The following is a 14,435-nucleotide window of genomic DNA, read 5'->3' on the forward strand; positions in this document are numbered from 1 at the left end:
CGCGGCGCGTTCCCGACGGAAAGGCGCCGTGCCGTTGCGTTGGCTGAATTTTGGTCTGCCGACATCCGCTGTTGTCGCGGCTCTTTCAGCGACGTCAATCATGCACGCGGCGTTCGCATTTGGCGACAACGAGGCGATCATCATGGGGCCCAGCGGTTTTCCAGCACCGCCGGACACCTATGTCGACGCCGTCAATCAGGAGTACCTGCACGATCTGCCCTCCGGGTCCCTCGACGCCCTGACTACGCCCGAGGGCCTCTATCCGGTGACTGGCGTCAACACACTGCCGATCGATTCCTCGGTCGCGCAGGGTGTCACCACCTTGGACCGCGAGATCTCGAACGCGCCGGCCGGCGACCGTGTCGAGGTGTTCGGCTATTCGCAGAGCACGGTCATCGCCACTGAGGAGCTGTCCCGACTCACGGGCGAGGGAGTCGATCCGTCGAAGGTCAACTTCATCCTGGTCGGCGATCCCAATAACCCCGACGGCGGGCTGCTCGAACGGTTCGTCGGACTGTCCATTCCCAGCTTCGGCGCCACGTTCAACGGAGCGACTCCGAGCGATCTCTACCCCACCGACATCTACACGAACGAATACGACGGCTTCGCCGACTTTCCCCGCTACCCGATAAATCTGCTGTCCGACCTCAACGCGTTTCTCGGCATCGCCTACGACCACGCCACCTACCTGGACCCGCTGGCAGGTTCCCAGCAGATCGACCTGGGCACCTTCGGCGACACCACTTACTTCATCAATACTGACCCGACCCTGCCGCTGCTGGATCCGCTGCAGCTGATCCCGGTCATCGGCAAGCCCATCTACGACCTACTCGAACCGGACATACGCATTCTGGTGAACCTGGGGTACGGCAGCATCTACGACGGCTGGGACACCCAGAACGCCCCGAACGTGCCCACCCCGTTCGACTTGTTCCCGACCAACATCGACCCGACCCAATTATTGACCGCGCTGTACAACGGGGCACAGCAGGGATTCACCGACTTCGTCAACGACCTGCAGCACCTGTCGTTTAACTTCGACTTCACCTCGATTCAGCCGCTGCTGGACGCCGCCTACACCTTCGGGCTGACTCCGACCGAGATCGCCGATCCGTTGAATCCGCTGTCGAATCTGACGGAGTTGATCAACGCGATCAGCACCTTCGCCCACGGCGACATTCCCATCCAGGCGGATAACTTCATCGACGCCCTGCTCGGTTCGGCGTCGACCGATGCGGGAGTGTTGCAGCCACTGGCCGACGCGGGACTTGCCCTGATCGGCACGCTGCCCGCATACGACGCCACCCTGTTCATCGACGGCCTGGAAGCCGGAAATCTGGTCGAAGCCATCGGCAACCCGATCGCCGCAGATATTGCGCTCGTGCCGTTCGCACTCGGCTTCGGAGTCCTGCCCGTGGTGGAAGCGGCCGCCATCAACTACAGCGAGTTCGCCAGCCTGTTCTGAGGGCCCAGCGTTGGTTACCGGATCGAGAAGTTGGCCGCCTCAGCCGCGGACAGGTCGTCGATCTGGCCCCAGTGGGAGGCGATGTCGTCGACCGACGGCGGGGTCTTGAATGTGACGCCCTCGTTCTGGAACAGCGCGGCGCGCTGCACCTTGCCGCCGCCGACGATGAAGACGGAGCCGGTGTCGGGCACTTCCTCGGTAACCAGGTAGGCCACCACCGGTGCGACGAATTCCGGTGTCAGGTTTTTCAGCACCTCGGGCGGCAGGATGTCTTCGGTCATCCGGGTGGCCGCGATCGGCGCCAGCGCGTTGGCCTTGATGTTGTACTTGGCGCCTTCCTGGGCCAGCGTGTTGATCAGGCCGACCAGGCCCAGCTTGGCCGCGCCGTAGTTGGCTTGGCCGAAGTTGCCGAACAGTCCGCTGGTGGACGTGGCGACCAGCACGCGGCCGTAGCTCTGCTCGCGGAAATGTGGCCACGCGGCGCGGATGACGTTGTAGCCGCCGTAGAGGTGCACCTTGAGCACGGAATCCCAGTTCTCGAACGACATCTTGTGGAACGTGCCGTCGCGCAGGATGCCCGCGTTGCTCACCACGCCGTCGACCTTGCCGAACTCGTCGATCGCAGTCTTAATGATGTTCTCGGCGCCCTCGGACTCGGCCACGCTGTCGTAGTTGGCAACCGCGCGTCCGCCGGCGTCTTTGATCTCCTTGACGACATCGTCGGCCATGTTGTGTCCGGCACCTGTGCCGTCACGCGAACCACCGAGGTCGTTGACGACGACGCTGGCGCCTTCTTTGGCGAGAGTCAGCGCGTACTCGCGACCCAGACCACCACCGGCTCCGGTGACGACGACAACGCGATCCTGCACTCCGGGCATGAACTTCCTATCTCTCGATCGTCAATGACCAACAGTGTGAAAACGAGCCGGCCAAGTCAGAACAGCCGACGCGCCAACTTCCACGCCTTGTCTGTATACGGCGGGTAGATGAAGGAGGCGATGTCGGGTCGGGTCGGCTTGGTCAGCACCGACTTGCGGTGGCTGAACTCCTCGAAGCCGAACTTGCCGTGGTAGGCGCCCATGCCCGACGGGCCGACGCCGCCGAACGGCAGCTTGTGGGTGGCGAAGTGGAACACCAGGTGGTTGATCACCATGCCGCCGGCCGGCACTTCCTTGATGACCCGTTCCCGCACGGCTTTGGCCTTGGTGAACAGGTACGCGGCCAGCGGCTTGGGCCGGGCGTTGACGAATGCGATTGCCTCGTCCAGATTTTGAACGGTTACCACCGGAAGGATCGGGCCGAAGATCTCATCGGTCATCAACGGCTCGTCGGCCGCGGGGTCCACCACCACGGTCGGCTGAATGTTCAGCTTCGACGCATCCGAGCCACCGCCGATGGCGACGGTCCCCTGTGTGGCGTCGAGCGCCGTCGTGAGCCGGTTGAAATGCCGCTCGTTGACGATCCGCTTGCCGCCGGTGGTGTTCTCCGCCTCGAACCCGGTGACCGCCTTCTGGATCTCCTCGACCAGCTGATCGCGGATCGGCGCCTCGGCCAGGACATAGTCGGGCGCGATGCAGATCTGGCCGGAGTTGATCAGCTTGGTCCACGCGATGCGCTTCGCGGCGACCTTGATATCCGCGTCTTTCGACACGATGACCGGGCTCTTGCCGCCGAGTTCAAGGGTCACCGGGGTCAGGTGCGACGCCGCGCCTTCGTAGACCTTGCGGCCGATCTCGGTCCCGCCGGTGAACAGCAGATGGTCGAAGCCCTGCGCGATGAGCTCCTGGCTGACGTCGCCGTCGCCTTCGATCACGGCGATCGCGTCGTTGTCCAGGTAGCGCGGGACCAACTCGGCCATCAGCGCCGACGACGCGGGCGCCACCTCAGACGGCTTGAGCAGCACGGTGTTACCCGCCGCAATCGCGCCGACGGCGGGACCCAGCGTCAGCGCGAACGGGAAGTTCCACGCGCCGATGATCAGCACGGTGCCGTACGGCTCGTACTCGACCCAGCCCCGGCCGGGCAACTGCGACATCTCCAACCGATGGTGGCGACGCTTGGCCCACTTGCCCACGCTCTTCGCCGCATACGCGGCTTCACCGCTGGTGCTGGCGACGTCGGCGAGCCAGGCCTCGAACGGTGACCGCCCGAGGTCCTTTTCCAGCGCGTCGGCGATCTTGGTCTCGTTCTCGACCATCAGCCGGTTGAGCGCGCGCAACTGCTCCTTGCGCCACTCCAGACTGCGGGTGCGGCCGGTGGCAAATGTCTGACGCAGCCGCGCAACGGTCTTCGCGACGTCAGACCCGGCAGCGGGAGTTGTGGGAGCGGCGGATGCGGCGGGAGCAGTGATTTCGGTCGTCATGGGGATCCCTTCCTCGACCGGCGAAATCCCAATCCTAATCAACCACCCGGTTGGGCAACAGGTCCCCTCGGCTATTGCCGCTTTGCGCGCGCGTGACCGCTCAGATGCGTTCGGCGGTCACGAACTGCGAGAAAGCATCCCTATCGTCACCGGAAGGCACACCCTCGACCCAGCGGTCCAGCCGGCGCATCTCGTCGTCGGAGTTCTGCGCGGTGGCCCGCCAGCCATGGTCGTCGAGCCACGTCGCGACGTCGGCGCGATGGTCGTCGCGGTACATCAGGTCCTGGATGTCGACGTTGCGCTCGATACCGAGCTTGGCGGCGACCCGGTCGAGGCGCTCCCGCATCTCCTGCCGACGGTCGTCGGCGTGGCTGGCCGCGGTCTCTGCGGCGATCCGGCTGCCCGGCGCACTCAACTCGCTGATCTGTGTGAACAACCGGTCCTGGGCCTCGGCCGGCAGGTACATCAGCAGCCCCTCCGCCAGCCAAGCGGTTGGCGCCTTCGGGTCGAAGCCCTCCGCGACCAGCGCCGCCGGCCAGTCCTGCCGCAGATCGATCGCGACCTCGTGGCGGTCGGCCGACGGCGTCGCGCCGTGCGCTCGCAGCGTCGCCGACTTGTACTCGAGCACCTTGGGCTGGTCGATCTCGTACACCGCGGTACCAGCCGGCCAGTCCAGCCGGTAGGCCCGCGAATCCAGGCCGGAAGCCAAAATCACCACCTGGCGGATTCCGGCGGAGACCGCCTCGGCGAAGTGGGCGTCGAAGAAGTGGGTGCGCACCGCCTGGTAGCCGCGCATGTGCTCGAAGATCGCCGCGGCCTCCGCGTCGATCTCCGCCACCTGGTCCAGCAGCGAGCTGTCGAGCATCTTTTCCCACACCCCGGTGCCGGCCTCGGTGACCAAAATTCTCGCGTACGGATCGCGGATCAGCGGGTCGGGCCGGTCGGTCTCGGCGGCGCGGGCTGCGGCCACCATCACCGCGGTGCTGCCCACACTGGTGGCGATGTCCCAGGTGTCGTCATGGCTACGCAAGCTGCTCATCGGGTCCTACCTTCGAAAGTGGTTGGTGGTCAATCAGTTTCGCTGAGTTCGGCGCTCAGTAACGTGGTGGTGAGGGCCTCGTCGGCCAGATCGGCGGGAATCGCCCGGCCCAGCCGCGCCATCTCGTCGGTGTTGCTGACCCCACTCACCTGCCAACCGTGCCCGGTCAGCCAATCCTCGGCGTCAATCCGGCCGCCCTCCTGGTAGGTCAGCGTTTCGACGTTGATGTCCAGGCCGAGGCGTTGGCGCATCCGGTCGAAACGCGCCCGCCGCGCGACGCGACGCGCTTCGTTGTCGCCCGTACCGAGGCTGAACGCTTCGACGGCAACCCGACTGCCCGGCGCGCTCAACCCGGTCACGATCTCGAACAGCCGGTCCTGGGCTTCGGCGGGCAGATACGGCAGCAGGCCCTCGGCCAGCCATGCGGTCGGTTGCCCGGCTTCGAAGCCGGCGGCTGTCAGCGCGGCCGCCCAGTCGTCCCGCAGGTCGACCTGCACGGTCCGTCGCTCAGCCGTCGGCGCTGCGCCAGCCGACTCCAGGGTGGTCGTCTTGTACTCAACAACCTGCGGCTGGTCGATCTCGTAGACCGAGGTGCCGGCGGGCCACTCCAGCCGGAAAGCTCGCGAATCCAGGCCGGCGGCCAGGATGACCACCTGCCGGATACCGGCAGCGACAGCGCCGGCGAAGTAGGAGTCGAAGTAGTGCGTGCGCACCGCCTGGTAGTCGACGGCCAGCCGGTGTGCCCGGCGACCGTGATCGTCGTCGCCGATCCATTCCAGGGAGGTCGCCAGCCGTGCCCATGGCTGCCCGGCGGTGGAGACCAGCAGGTAGGCGAATTGGTCGCGGATCAGCGGGTCATCAGAGCCGGTCTCAACGGCGCGGGCCGCAGCAACGCTCAAGGCGGTGGCGCCCACGCTTTCAGTGATATTCCAGCTGTCACCCTCAGAACGGATGGATGTCGCGTCGTGTGCACCAGTCATAGCGGCACTGATGCTACCCAAGAACTTAGATAATCTATATGGTTGTGTGCGCTACATCACTGCTGTCAATTCACCGGCCGGGCGAGGCTGCGCGTGAGCAACAATTTCAACTGATCGGTGATGGCATCGAGTTCGTGGCGACTGCCCACGAAGCCCGCATAGAAACCAACGCCCAACAGCACCGCCAGCAGCATTTCGGTCAGCGCCACCGCGTCGGTGTCCGCGTTCAGTTCGCCACTCTGAATGCCGTCGTTGATCGCCCACAGCAGGAATGACCGGGTGGTGCCGACCGAATCGGTGCCGGGTCGGCTCAATTCGGGGTTACGCTGCGACTCCAATGTTGCGGCAATCAGGAACGCGGCTGCCGCCCGGTTTTCGAGTTCGGCTGCGATGGTGCCCTCGATGAACGCCGACACCCGAGCGGTCAGCGTCTTTTCACTCCGCGCCCGCTGAGTACTCGCGGCGACGACGGCACTGTTGGTCTCTTCGAGCACCTGCCAATACAACACGCGCTTGTTTGCGAAGTAATGGTTGATCGCAGGCCGGGTCAGGTCCGCCCGAATCGCAATCGCCTGAAAGGTGGCCGCGTCGTATCCGCGTTCGCTGAACACCTCGCGCGCGGCACGCAGAATGCGCTTACGTGTCTCAGCTGCTTTTGCTGCTGGGGGGCGACCCGGCCCCCGGCTGGCTGGCTGAACCACCCCTCGATTGTGCCATAGCTCACACCTACGGCTTTCAGTAGATTGACCGCCCGGTTAGCTGATAGGCCGGGGTCAGGTCGACCGATGGGGCATCAACGCGTCGGGTGGCACGGTGCCGAATTTGCCGGCCTGGAAGTCTTCGAGCGCCTGCACCACCTCGGCCTTGGTGTTCATCACGAACGGTCCGTAGTGGAACACCGGTTCGCGGATCGGCTGTCCGCCCAGGATCAGCACCTCGAGCGCGGGAACCCGTGACTCATGCGACTGTGCGGCGGTTACGGTGATCCGGTCGCCCGGACCCAACATCGCCAGTTGACCGTGCTCGACCGGGTGCGAGATCGGCCCAACCGACCCGCGCCCGGCCAGCACATAGACCAGCGCGTTGTAGTCGCGGTTCCAAGGTATGTTCAGCCGCGCGCCGGGTTGAATAGTCGTGTGCGCCATCGTGATTGGCGTGTGCGTCACGCCCGGCCCGCGGTGACCGTCGAGCTCGCCGGCGATCACGCGGACCAGCGCGCCGCCATCGTCGGACGACAGCAGAGCGACGTCGTTGCTCTCGATGGCCTGGTATCGCGGCGCGGTGAATTTGTCTTTTTTCGGCAGATTCACCCAGAGCTGCACGCCGTGAAAGATCCCGCCGCTCTCGACAAGATCGACCGGCGGCGTTTCGATGTGCAGGATGCCCGCCCCCGCGGTCATCCACTGAGTCGCACCGTCGGCGATCAGCCCGCCGCCGCCATGCGAGTCCTGGTGCGCGAAGCGACCGTCGATCATGTAGGTGACCGTCTCGAAACCGCGGTGCGGGTGCCAGTCGGTTCCCCGCGGTTCACCGGGCTGGTACTCCACCTCGCCCATTTGATCCATGTGGACGAATGGGTCCAGCGCGGCGCTGCTCACCCCGGCGAAAGCCCGGACCACAGGGAATCCTTCTCCCTCACGGCCGCGTGGCCCGGTGGTGACAGATCGAACCGGACGTTCGGTATCGATGGGACCTGCAGCGGACACCCGCGGCAAGGTCAATGCGTCAGCGGTGATTGCGGGCATCTCGGGCCTCCTCGTACTTCGGATACCCGCTATAACCGGACTACGGTCCGATTATTCCATCACAGCTGTTCGGCGGGGCTCAGCCCTTGGCCTTGGCGGACTTCGCCGCGCCCTTTTCGGTGGACGACCCCGCATGGTCCAACCCTCCACCGGCGTTCTCCAGGTGTGCACGGACGAACCACTGGAACTTCTCCAGCTCGGCGGCGTGGTCGATCAGGATGTCCTGAGTGATCGGATCGAGTTTCTCGGTGTCAGCGATGCCCTTGCGGGTGTCTTCGATGACGCCGTTGTAGACCAGGTCGAGCGCCGCCAGGTGGGCCTGCACGGTGTCGCGGCCCACCGAATAGTCGTCCCAGGTGCGGTCTTTGAGGATGGCGCCCGGTGTGCCCTGCGGCGATCTGCCCAGCGTGGCGATCCGCTCGGCCACCTCGTCGGCGTACCCGCGAACCAGGTCAACCTGCGGGTCGATCATTTCGTGCACCCCAATGAAGTTGGGACCCACCACATTCCAGTGGACATGCTTGAGCGTCAAATGAAGGTCGTTATAGGTGCTCAGCTGCTTCTGCAGCAGGTCAGCTACTTTGGCCCCCTGTTGTTCGGTCAGGCCGGGAACGGTGAATTGAGTCATGGGCGGCGAGTACCCGATGACCGATGCGAGTAATCCCGGCATGCCGTCACAGGGCGCGGATGTCTTGCACCGGCAACCGAGCCCCACGACGTGGCTCGTAGGCCAGGCCGCTGGCGTAGAGCAACTGGACTACCCGATGGCGGTGTGGGCGCATCGGTTCGAGCAACTCGACCATCTCGGCGTCGTCAATCGGATGACCCAAAAACGTCCAGCCGATCATCTTGCAGATGTGATAGTCGCCCACCGACAGCGCGTCGGGATCGCCGAACGCCCGTTGCGCCGTCTCGGCCGCGGTCCAGATCCCGACGCCGGGCAGCGACATCAGTGCTTCGCGGGCCTTGGCGGCCGGCCACGATGTGAGCCGCTCCAACGACTCGGCCCGCTGCGCGCAGCCGACCACGGTGCGGGCCCGGCCCGGATCGACGTTGGCGCGGTGGAACTCCCACGACGGGATCATCCGCCACACCTCGGCCGACGGCGGCACCCGCATCCGCTGCGGCGCGGGTCCAGGTGCCGGTGTCCCGTACTTGGTCACCAACAGCCGCCAGGCCCGGAACGCATCCTTGCCCTGTACACGCTGCTCGATGACCGCGGGGACCAGCGCCTCCAGCACCCGATCGGTGCGCCCCAGCCGCAGGTGCGGCACCCGCCGATACGCCTCGGCGACGATCGGGTCGGCCGGCGCGAAATCCGACCGGTCGTCGTAAGCGCCCAGCATCGCCGGAAGCGCGTCGAGAAATTCCTCGGCCCCGCTCCCCCACGCGGTGCAGTCGACTGCGTCGGCGGCGGCGCGACTGATCCGCGCAGTGACAGATCCGCTAGCCAACAAGCTGGTTCGCCAGATCACGCCGTCTTCGCCGACCTGAAAACACGGGTCACCGGGACCCCTGCGGAGCGGGAAGAGGGTGCTCCTGGGACTGACCGCACTGGGAAATGTCAGCGTGCGAGCGCTACTCACCATGTGCTCCCGCCGGGTACGGCACCTGCTCGATCCTGACGATCATAGGTCCGGCTCGGGTTCGGGGTAACTGTCCCCAGCGTCATTGACCGCCACCTTTCTTCGGGTCAGGATGGCGAGGTGACCACCGCGCCAGCCGACGATGCAGAGCGCCAATGACGACGCCGTTCGACGATCCGTCCGCCGAGCTGGCCTGGATGTTCCTTCAGTGCCTATCCGATGGCGCTGACGTCGACGAATGCTTCGAGCTACTGAGCGAGGACTTCACCTACTGGAGCATCCTGACCCGCGACTCGGTCGACAAAGAAGCGCTGCGCGAAGAGTTCGAGCGCCGCAAACGGCGGGCCAAGTTGAACCTGGATTTCATCCAGTGCTTCAACGACGGCGAAAGCGTGGTGATCGAAGCGGAAACCGACGGCGAGACCGTCGATGGCGTCCGCTACAACAGCCCGGCGGTCTTCATCTTCGAAACCCGCGACGGCCTGATCGCCTCGCTGCGTGAATACAGCGACACCCAGTTGGCCGCGCACGTGTTCGGCCCGGCGAGCGCTTAGGCGTCGCCGACCACGACCTCCGCCTTCTCCGGATAGAAGGCCACGTGGCCGACGATGTCCGCCACGGCCGGGTAGGGCTGCTCGTAAAACCAGATGACGTCATCGACGGTGTCACCGGCGGCGGTCGTCACGCTGTAGTAGGCGGCTTCGCCCTTGAAGGGGCAGTAGGTAGTGGTGTCGGTGCGCGTCAGCCCGTCGCGTACCACGTCGTCTAGCGGAATGTATTGCACCGCAGGGTAAGTGGACTCCTGCAGCTGCAACGCCTGGTGGGTATCGGCGACGATGTCGCCGTTGACACGGACCACGACGTGTTGTCCGGTCGGGGTGATGGTGATCGGGTGCTCAGCGGTCGGTTCCAGAACGGGTCGACTGGTCATGGCGACGTCTCCTCAGGTGCGAATAGCTCATTCAACACCGCCGGGCGCACAAGATTCCCGAGTTCGGCGCTTGATTCAGCCCGCCGGCGTGTAAACACAGGGGTTGGGCTGCTGGCCGTTGCACTGCACAGATCCTGAGCCGGGCCGCTGGAGTGGATCGTCACCGGCGGTGCTACGTAACAAAAATCACTTCGGCTACATCAGACACGCGGAGTTCACCGCGGCCACTATTCGGCGGGCGTCGCTCTACTGCCGCGCTTGGCGTTTTTCAGGTTGGCCCAGAATCGGGCGGCCTCTCGAATCGATTTCTCGACCGGTCTTGGCTCCCAACCCAATTCGCGGGTCGCCTTACTGTGGTCGACAGGAGCTTCGGCGCGCATCATCCGCACCGACTGCATGCTGAGCTCGGCATCTTTACCCGTCAACCGAGCGCGAAGACTGCCCAGCACGCCCATTCCGTACAGCACGGGCACCGAGATGGACCGCTGCGGCGCCCGCACACCGGCTTCATCGGCCGCGATCTCGACCACGTCTTTGAGCGCCATCATCCGCTCCGAGATGATGTAGCGCTCGCCGTTGCGGCCTCGCTCGGCGGCGATCAGCAGCGCTTTCGCCGCGTCGTCGACACCGACGACCTCCAGCTGGATGCCATTCATCAGGAACGGCAGCTTCCCGAACACCGCGCCCGCGATGAATGCGCCGTGTGGCGTGCGGCCCCAGTCGCCGTCGCCGTACGTCGTCGACACGCACATCGCGACGGCGGGCAGGCCCTTCTCCGCTGCGTACCGCAGCACCAGATCCTCGGCCTGCACTCGCGATTGCACGTACGGAGTGAGTTTGCGCCGGTCGATCTGCTCGGTCTCGTCCGCCACGTGGCCGTGCCGTCGGGCCATCGTGGCGTAGGTGCTGGTGAACACGAACCGCTGCAGTGTCGCGGCAATCGACTCTTCGACGGCGACGTCGAGGACGTTGCGCAACCCCTCGACGTTGGTGTGAAACAGCGGCGCCGGATCCTGCAGCCAGGCCCGGGTGTCGACCACGCAGTAGTACACCTGGTCGCAGCCCTGCATCGCGTCGCGCACGGTGTCCGTGTCGAAGACGTCGCCGCGAAAGCGGGTGACGTCGAGGTCGTCGACGCTGCGGGTGTTCGCGCCGTGGCGGATCATGACACGGACGTCGGCGCCGGTCGCGACGAGCTGGCGGGTGACGTGCGAACCCAGAAATCCGTTGGCGCCGATAACCAATTTGGGCTGGATCACTGCGGGCCGCCGTAGGTTTTCAGCCAGCTCGCGGCGTCATCATCAAGCGTGCCAAGGCTTTTCGCCTTCTTGCACCACTTGACTCCGGCCTGCAGGAACCGCAGCGGGTTGTAGATGTCTTCCTGACGAGACCATTGGCCGTCGCCGGCGTAGGTGACGATCGAGATGTTGGTCGCGCTGATGATGGTGCCGTCGCCGGGATCGCGCATCGGGTTGTCCAGCTCGCAGATGATTCGCCCGGTGGCCTCGTCGATGACCGACCACAGCGACGGGAACGCCGTCATGTGGCTTCCCGGAAACGTCGACATGGTGTTGCGAATCCAGGCACGCACTTCGTCGCGGCCCTTCATGGTGCCGGCTGCGTGCTCGATGTAGTCGACGTCCGGGGTGTAATGCTGCACCCACTCGTCCCAGTTCTTGGTCTCGGCGGCGTGCGCCACGGTCTGCTCGAACGTGTCGAACGCGGCAGCGAGTTCGTCACGGCTGAATACCTGCGTCACGCAAGAAACTAGAACACGTTCTACTGCGGTTTGTCGAGGAAGTGGATAATCGACAAGATGACGGACTACAAGAAGGCAATATTGGCCGGCGGCTGCTTCTGGGGCATGCAGGACCTGATCCGCAAGCAGCCCGGCGTGGTCTCGACCAGGGTCGGCTACACCGGCGACCCACACGTCCCCCACGCCACCTACCGCAATCACGGCAACCACGCCGAAGCCATCGAGATCACCTACGACCCGGCGCAGACCGACTTCCGGAGCATGCTCGAATTCTTTTTCCAGATCCACGACCCGAGTACCAAGAACCGGCAGGGCAACGATATCGGGGCCAGCTACCGGTCGGCGATCTTCTACACCGACGAGGATCAGCAGCGGGTTGCGCTGGACACCATCGCGGACGTCGAGGCCTCAGGTCTGTGGCCCGGCAAGGTGGTGACCGAGGTGAGCCCGGCCGGCGACTTCTGGCAGGCCGAGCCCGAGCACCAGGACTATCTGGAGCACTACCCGAACGGGTACACCTGCCACTACATCCGGCCGGATTGGAAATTGCCGCGACGGGCATCCGTCGAAAGCTGACTCCGCGAAACCGAAACCAGGGCTGTGGTTTCGGCGCGATCACGACCCTCGCCGCTGTCTCGCGTGTGGCGAGCTACTTGCCGATTGTGCGCAGCTGATACACCCCGCGGGTGGTCGCGACGGTCTTGCCGTCGGCGTCGGTCACCGTCGCCTCGAGATGGAAGTCGGACTTGCCGCGTTCGGCGGCCTCGGCTTCGACCCGCGCGATCGTGGCGTCGTCCAGGCCGGCCTCGGCCCGTAACTCCGACCGGGCCATCCCGACGAACGAGATGTCGAGGTTTTTCACCAGCGGAAAATACTTGGTGCTGTCGAATGTGCTCAAACTGATGATGCCACCGAGGATTTCGGCCACCGTGAATTGCACCCCGGCATAAATCACGCCGAAGTGGTTGCCGTTGCCCTCAACCGGCACGGTGGCGGCGGCGAAGCCGCGACGGGCCTCCACGACGTGCACGCCCATGTTCTGCGCGGTCGGGATGGTAGCTCCCAACGCGGCGTTCATCGTCTCGACGAGCTGTTCGGCATCGGTGGTCACGATCGCCGATCCTAACGCCGATGGACCACGATCTTTCCGCCCTCCTTCGGGGTGAAGGCGACACCGCGGGCATGTAGCTTCTCCGCCGGTGCAGTACTGGCCTCAATAGTGAAGTGCCGCAACACTGTTCGTAGCACCACATCCATCTCCATGCTGGCGAAAACGGCTCCCACACAGCGTCGCGCGCCGCCGCCGAACGGAATCCAGGCAAAGCTGGGCGGCTTGCTGCCGACGAAGCGCTGCGGGTCGAACCGATCGGGCTCGGGGAAAAGCTCGGGGTCGTCGTGGAGCCGCGAAATGCTGACGATGATGGTGTGCCCGTGCGGGATCGACCATTCGCCGAGCTGGTACACCGGCGCGTAGACGTGACGGCCGATGGCGTCGATGACGGTTCGGCTGCGCTGCGTTTCGAGGATCGTCGCCTGGCGCAACTCGTTGCCGTCGGTGTCGGCCTCGGCGGCCAGACCCGCCAGCACGTCGGGGTGGCGGCTGACCCGCTCGAACGTCCAGGCGAGCGCTGAGGCGGTGGTCTCGTGCCCGGCCGCCAGCAAAGTGAGTAGCTCGTCGCCGATGTCCTCGCGCGACATGGCCGAACCGTCTTCGTAGGTGCTGCGCAGCATCAGCGCCAGCACGTCGGTGCGGTTCTCGAAATACGGGTCGCGGCGTTCGTCGTCGATGAGCTTGTCGATGATCGCGTCGTAGCGGGCCCGCCATTCGACGAGCCGGCCCCACGGGGAGTAACGGCCATAGGTGCGAGACGGTTTGGGCAACGGAGCCAACCGCGATCCCAGCGTGACCCACGGGGGCAGGATTCGGCGGAGTTCGTCGAGCTCGGCGCCTTCGGCGCCGAAGACCGCGCGCAGGATCGCGTTGAGCGTGATGCGCATGGTCGACGGCAGGGTGGCCAGCGGCGTGCCCTCCGGCCAGCCGGCGATCTCGCGCAGCGTCTCCTCTTCGATGATCGTCTCGTAGTTCTTGATGCTCTTGCCGTGGAAAGGGGGCGCCAGCAGCCGGCGGCGCTGCCGGTGCTCTTCGCGGTCCAGTGCGAACACCGAACCAGGGCCGAGTAGCCGGCTCAAGTTGGGTTGGATATTGCCGAGCACGTCGGGGCTGGTGGTGAAGATTTGCTTGGCCAGCTGCGGGTTGGCCACCACCATGATCGGACCATAGATCGGCACGTGCAGTGTGAACACGTCGCCGTAACGCTGGGCCACCTGATGCACGAACGGTCGGCGCAAGAACCCAAACGCCATGCCCTGCAGGATCTTTGGAATACGCGGGCCCGGGGGAAGGTTGGCGGCGATCGTCGGTGACGCCACATGCGATTCGACTGTGCTCATGGTGGTGCGCTCCCAACGTCGCGGCGTGGTACTGCGCCGTACCACAATTCTGTTGTACGGTACCGTCTGGTACCAAGTCCTGGCAAGGGTGCGAGTCAAAGGAGGCGACGTGGCCAC

The 14,435-nt window shown here is 65.1% G+C and carries 16 protein-coding genes and 1 pseudogene; 3 read left to right on the top strand and 14 right to left on the bottom strand.

Annotated features, from left to right (window positions below; translation table 11 throughout):
• The first annotated feature begins 100 nt into the window (after positions 1–100).
• The gene (locus ACQY5A_RS24490; RefSeq protein ID WP_428342837.1) at positions 101–1,465 is read left to right on the top strand and encodes a PE-PPE domain-containing protein; all 1,365 of its coding nucleotides are present in this window, start codon (positions 101–103) and stop codon (positions 1,463–1,465) included.
• A gap of 14 nt (positions 1,466–1,479) precedes the next feature.
• On the opposite strand, the gene ACQY5A_RS24495 is transcribed toward ACQY5A_RS24490, so the two are convergent.
• The 8 genes from ACQY5A_RS24495 to ACQY5A_RS24530 all read right to left on the bottom strand — a co-directional run bounded on the left by ACQY5A_RS24495 (position 1,480) and on the right by ACQY5A_RS24530 (position 9,180).
• Positions 1,480–2,343 (bottom strand): SDR family oxidoreductase, encoded by an 864-nt coding sequence (locus tag ACQY5A_RS24495; RefSeq protein ID WP_428342838.1) that lies wholly within the window; start codon positions 2,341–2,343, stop codon positions 1,480–1,482.
• Positions 2,344–2,399: 56 nt separating this feature from the next.
• Positions 2,400–3,827: an aldehyde dehydrogenase family protein gene (locus tag ACQY5A_RS24500; protein ID WP_428342839.1), complete on the bottom strand. Its 1,428-nt coding sequence runs from the start codon at positions 3,825–3,827 to the stop codon at positions 2,400–2,402.
• A gap of 100 nt (positions 3,828–3,927) precedes the next feature.
• Complete coding sequence (locus ACQY5A_RS24505; RefSeq protein ID WP_428342840.1) at positions 3,928–4,866, bottom strand: class I SAM-dependent methyltransferase; 939 nt, start codon at positions 4,864–4,866, stop codon at positions 3,928–3,930.
• A gap of 29 nt (positions 4,867–4,895) precedes the next feature.
• Positions 4,896–5,846 (bottom strand): class I SAM-dependent methyltransferase, encoded by a 951-nt coding sequence (locus tag ACQY5A_RS24510; protein ID WP_428342841.1) that lies wholly within the window; start codon positions 5,844–5,846, stop codon positions 4,896–4,898.
• A 65-nt stretch (positions 5,847–5,911) separates the two neighbouring features.
• Positions 5,912–6,547, bottom strand: coding sequence for a TetR/AcrR family transcriptional regulator (locus tag ACQY5A_RS24515; RefSeq protein WP_428342842.1), 636 nt, complete (start codon positions 6,545–6,547; stop codon positions 5,912–5,914).
• A 72-nt stretch (positions 6,548–6,619) separates the two neighbouring features.
• A complete protein-coding gene (locus ACQY5A_RS24520; protein ID WP_428342843.1) occupies positions 6,620–7,591 on the bottom strand; it encodes a pirin family protein in 972 nt (323 codons plus the stop codon).
• Between the two features lie 79 nt (positions 7,592–7,670).
• Complete coding sequence (locus ACQY5A_RS24525) at positions 7,671–8,219, bottom strand: Dps family protein (RefSeq protein ID WP_428342844.1); 549 nt, start codon at positions 8,217–8,219, stop codon at positions 7,671–7,673.
• A gap of 46 nt (positions 8,220–8,265) precedes the next feature.
• The gene (locus ACQY5A_RS24530; protein ID WP_428342845.1) at positions 8,266–9,180 is read right to left on the bottom strand and encodes a DNA-3-methyladenine glycosylase family protein; all 915 of its coding nucleotides are present in this window, start codon (positions 9,178–9,180) and stop codon (positions 8,266–8,268) included.
• 152 nt (positions 9,181–9,332) lie between these two features.
• On the opposite strand from ACQY5A_RS24530, the gene ACQY5A_RS24535 reads away from it, so the two are divergent.
• Positions 9,333–9,731, top strand: coding sequence for a nuclear transport factor 2 family protein (locus ACQY5A_RS24535; protein ID WP_428342846.1), 399 nt, complete (start codon positions 9,333–9,335; stop codon positions 9,729–9,731).
• Here the strand turns inward: ACQY5A_RS24535 and ACQY5A_RS24540 are convergent.
• The 4 genes and pseudogenes from ACQY5A_RS24540 to ACQY5A_RS24555 all read right to left on the bottom strand — a co-directional run bounded on the left by ACQY5A_RS24540 (position 9,728) and on the right by ACQY5A_RS24555 (position 11,867).
• Positions 9,728–10,108 carry a DUF427 domain-containing protein gene (locus ACQY5A_RS24540; protein ID WP_428342847.1) on the bottom strand — a complete coding sequence of 127 codons (381 nt, stop codon included), beginning with the start codon at positions 10,106–10,108 and terminating at the stop codon, positions 9,728–9,730. The genes ACQY5A_RS24535 and ACQY5A_RS24540 overlap by 4 nt on opposite strands.
• 84 nt (positions 10,109–10,192) lie before the next feature.
• Positions 10,193–10,267: pseudogene (locus ACQY5A_RS24545) on the bottom strand (hypothetical protein); the annotation flags it as partial.
• Positions 10,268–10,335: 68 nt separating this feature from the next.
• Positions 10,336–11,367 (bottom strand): NAD-dependent epimerase/dehydratase family protein, encoded by a 1,032-nt coding sequence (locus ACQY5A_RS24550; RefSeq protein ID WP_428342848.1) that lies wholly within the window; start codon positions 11,365–11,367, stop codon positions 10,336–10,338.
• Positions 11,364–11,867: a nuclear transport factor 2 family protein gene (locus tag ACQY5A_RS24555; protein WP_428342849.1), complete on the bottom strand. Its 504-nt coding sequence runs from the start codon at positions 11,865–11,867 to the stop codon at positions 11,364–11,366. The genes ACQY5A_RS24550 and ACQY5A_RS24555 overlap by 4 nt, the downstream gene beginning before the upstream one ends.
• A gap of 57 nt (positions 11,868–11,924) precedes the next feature.
• Here ACQY5A_RS24555 and msrA point away from each other — a divergent pair, with 57 nt between their 5' ends.
• Positions 11,925–12,443 carry a peptide-methionine (S)-S-oxide reductase MsrA gene (gene msrA, locus ACQY5A_RS24560; protein ID WP_428342850.1) on the top strand — a complete coding sequence of 173 codons (519 nt, stop codon included), beginning with the start codon at positions 11,925–11,927 and terminating at the stop codon, positions 12,441–12,443.
• A gap of 73 nt (positions 12,444–12,516) precedes the next feature.
• On the opposite strand, the gene ACQY5A_RS24565 is transcribed toward msrA, so the two are convergent.
• Both ACQY5A_RS24565 and ACQY5A_RS24570 read right to left on the bottom strand, forming a co-directional pair.
• Entirely contained in the window at positions 12,517–12,978 is a 462-nt protein-coding gene (locus ACQY5A_RS24565) for a PaaI family thioesterase (protein WP_428342851.1), read from the bottom strand.
• Between the two features lie 11 nt (positions 12,979–12,989).
• Positions 12,990–14,318, bottom strand: a complete 1,329-nt coding sequence (locus ACQY5A_RS24570) for a cytochrome P450 (protein ID WP_428342852.1) — start codon at positions 14,316–14,318, stop codon at positions 12,990–12,992.
• Positions 14,319–14,435 lie beyond the last annotated feature (117 nt).

This window comes from Mycobacterium sp., from assembly GCF_965277065.1.
In the GTDB taxonomy this organism is placed as follows: domain Bacteria; phylum Actinomycetota; class Actinomycetes; order Mycobacteriales; family Mycobacteriaceae; genus Mycobacterium.

Excerpts from the sequence above, each read along its gene's own strand:
- ACQY5A_RS24490 (WP_428342837.1), top strand. The coding sequence starts at position 101 with ATGCACGCGGCGTTCGCATTTGGCGACAACGAGGCGATCATCATGGGG.
- ACQY5A_RS24495 (WP_428342838.1), bottom strand. The coding sequence starts at position 2,343 with ATGCCCGGAGTGCAGGATCGCGTTGTCGTCGTCACCGGAGCCGGTGGT.
- ACQY5A_RS24500 (WP_428342839.1), bottom strand. The coding sequence starts at position 3,827 with ATGACGACCGAAATCACTGCTCCCGCCGCATCCGCCGCTCCCACAACT.
- ACQY5A_RS24505 (WP_428342840.1), bottom strand. The coding sequence starts at position 4,866 with ATGAGCAGCTTGCGTAGCCATGACGACACCTGGGACATCGCCACCAGT.
- ACQY5A_RS24510 (WP_428342841.1), bottom strand. The coding sequence starts at position 5,846 with ATGACTGGTGCACACGACGCGACATCCATCCGTTCTGAGGGTGACAGC.
- ACQY5A_RS24520 (WP_428342843.1), bottom strand. The coding sequence starts at position 7,591 with ATGCCCGCAATCACCGCTGACGCATTGACCTTGCCGCGGGTGTCCGCT.
- ACQY5A_RS24525 (WP_428342844.1), bottom strand. The coding sequence starts at position 8,219 with ATGACTCAATTCACCGTTCCCGGCCTGACCGAACAACAGGGGGCCAAA.
- ACQY5A_RS24530 (WP_428342845.1), bottom strand. The coding sequence starts at position 9,180 with ATGGTGAGTAGCGCTCGCACGCTGACATTTCCCAGTGCGGTCAGTCCC.
- ACQY5A_RS24535 (WP_428342846.1), top strand. The coding sequence starts at position 9,333 with ATGACGACGCCGTTCGACGATCCGTCCGCCGAGCTGGCCTGGATGTTC.
- ACQY5A_RS24540 (WP_428342847.1), bottom strand. The coding sequence starts at position 10,108 with ATGACCAGTCGACCCGTTCTGGAACCGACCGCTGAGCACCCGATCACC.
- msrA (WP_428342850.1), top strand. The coding sequence starts at position 11,925 with ATGACGGACTACAAGAAGGCAATATTGGCCGGCGGCTGCTTCTGGGGC.
- ACQY5A_RS24570 (WP_428342852.1), bottom strand. The coding sequence starts at position 14,318 with ATGAGCACAGTCGAATCGCATGTGGCGTCACCGACGATCGCCGCCAAC.